The organism is Streptomyces sp. NH27, assembly GCF_056859195.1.
On sequence record NZ_JACEGK010000779.1, the window covers coordinates 1 to 2,432 of the forward strand.

At 75.7% G+C, this 2,432-nt stretch carries 1 protein-coding gene, 1 pseudogene and 1 riboswitch; of the genes and pseudogenes, one reads left to right on the forward strand and one right to left on the reverse strand.

Annotated elements, in window-relative coordinates; genetic code table 11:
• Positions 1-1,217: cobaltochelatase subunit CobN (locus AC13HU_RS35700; protein WP_483046152.1), on the reverse strand; the 1,217-nt coding region annotated here is incomplete at its 3' end.
• 223 nt (positions 1,218-1,440) lie between these two features.
• A riboswitch (cobalamin riboswitch) is annotated at positions 1,441-1,547 on the reverse strand.
• A 94-nt stretch (positions 1,548-1,641) separates the two neighbouring features.
• Here AC13HU_RS35700 and AC13HU_RS35705 point away from each other — a divergent pair.
• Positions 1,642-2,432, forward strand: a pseudogene (locus tag AC13HU_RS35705) (cobalamin biosynthesis protein CobG); the annotation flags it as partial.

Consider the following 2,432-nt stretch of genomic DNA (forward strand, 5'->3'; position numbering starts at 1 on the left):
GGCATACGTTCCAGGTCGTCGCCAGGGTGAGGGTCGCCGGGGCTGCGGTCGGGGGCGTTCGCCGGTGCCGGCCCGGTGTCCAGGCCCGGGACCGGGTCGGGGCCGAAGTCGTAGCCCTCCTCGCGCAGCCGGCGCAGCAGGACCATCGCGCTGGCAGGGGTGTCGAGGCCGACGGCGTTGCCGATGCGGGAGTGCTTGGTCGGGTAGGCGGAGAGCACCAGGGCGAGGCGCTTGTCGGCGGCGGGGATGTGGCGCAGCCGGGCGTGCCGCACGGCGATACCGGCCACCCGGGCGGCGCGTTCGGGGTCGGCGACGTACGCGGGCAGGCCGTCGGCGTCGACCTCCTTGAACGAGAACGGGACGGTGATCAGCCGCCCGTCGAACTCCGGCACCGCGATCTGGGTGGCCGCGTCAAGCGGCGAGACGCCCTCGTCGCTCTCCAGCCAGGCGGCGCGCGAGCCGGTCAGGCAGAGCGCCTGCAACACCGGCACGTCCAGGCCGGTGAGCGCGCCCGCGTCCCACGCGTCGTCGTCGCCGCCGGCGGACGCCTCGGCGGGCCGGGTGCCGCCGGCCGCGAGCACGGTGGTGACGATCACGTCGGCGGCGGCCAGTTCGGCGACGAGTTCGGGCTCGGGGGTGCGCAGGGAGGCGACGAAGTACGGCAGCGCGCGGCCGCCGCCCGCCTCGATCGCGTCGCACAGGGCCGCGACGAAGCCGGTGTTCCCGCTCATGTGGTGGGCGCGGTAGTAGAGCACGGCGACGGCGGGGGCCTGCGCGGGCGGCTCGGCCGCCGCACGCTCCAGCGGGCCCCAGGAGGGCGCGGGCGTGGGCGGGTCGAAGCCGTGGCCGGTGAGCAGCACCGTGTCGGACAGGAAGCGGGCGAGCTGCTCCAGGTTGGCGGGGCCGCCGTGCGCGAGGTAGGCGTGCGCCTCGGCGGCGAGCCCGACCGGCACGGTGGAGGCCGCCATCAGCTGGGCGTCCGGGGCCTGTTCGCCGCTCAGCACGACCACGGGCAGACCCGTGGCCAGCAGCGCGTCCAGCCCTTCCTGCCAGGCCCGCAGGCCGCCGAGCAGGCGTACGACGACCAGGCCGGCGCCGTCCAGCAGTTCCGGCAGCTCGGCGACGTCCACCCGGGTCGGGTTCGCGAAGCGATACGGAACCGGGCCGCCCGCCGCCCGCGCGCTCAGCAGATCCGTGTCGGAAGTGCTCAGCAGCAGAACGCCTACGCGGTGCCCTTGTCCTCCCGGGTCACTAAGGGGCGCGGGGAACTGCGCGACAAGCCCAGGCGCACCAGCAGACGAAGACGCGTCGGCAAGGGGCTGCCCCTCGCTCACCGGAGAGGTGGTCCTGGAATCGGCAGAACGGGGCAACTCGGAGGATCCGGTCACAGCGAAACCCTTCCTCGGGGTGTCCGCGCCCCGGGCAGTGGTCGGACGGCGGGAGTTCCTGGCTCGCTCGACCGCCGGAGGCACCGGTGGCCAAGTTCACAGTGGCGGGACCGCGCCGGATTCACACCGGGCTTCCTCCCCTGTCGCCGTCTGCGGCGATGGCGAACCGGAAGGTCCGCACGGGGAGCATAGTAAGCGCCGTAGCCGTTCGGCGGATCATCCGATTGGTGGCACGGTCGGTATGCTCGCCGCCATGTCCACCGCCCCCGACCTGCCCGTCCGGCCGCCCCGGCCGGACGCCGAGGCATACCCGGAGGCATGCCCGGCGGACGGGAACGCGCAGGTGCGCGAGGGCGCCGGACCTGCGCGGAACAGGGCGGACGCCTGCCCGGGCGCGCTGCGACTGCACCCCGCGGACGACGGCGCGCTGGCCCGTATCCGTATCCCCGGCGGCATGCTCACCGCGGCGCAGGCGGAACGGTTGGGCGAGGCCGCCCGGCGGTTCGGCGACGGTGATGTCCATCTCACTTCGCGCGGCAACGTCCAACTGCGCGGCCTGGGCTCGGCCTGCGGGGCGGAGCTGGCCCAACTGCTGGGCGCGGCCGGTCTGCTGCCGTCGGCGGCGCACGAGCGGGTACGGAACATCGTGGCCTCGCCGCTGTCCGGCCTCGACGGGCGGGGGCACCTGGACGTCGGGGAGTGGCTGCGGGCACTGGACGGGTTGCTGTGCGGCAGCGAGGCGGCCGCGGCGCTGTCCGGACGGTTCCTCTTCGCGCTGGACGACGGGCGCGGCGATGTCGCGGCCCTGGCCCCCGATGTGACGCTGCGCGCGGCACCGGACGGGACCGCGCTGCTGCGGGTCGGCCGCAACGCGGCCCTGCGCGTTCCCGCCGCCGACGCGCCCCGGGCCGCACTGCTCGCCGCGGAGTCCTTCCTCGCGGCGGCCGCGCCCGACGGTGGCGAGCCCTCCGCATGGCGGGTGGCCGACCTGCCCGACCGCGGCGCGGCCCTCACCGCCGACCTCGCCGGCCGCCTCACCACGCC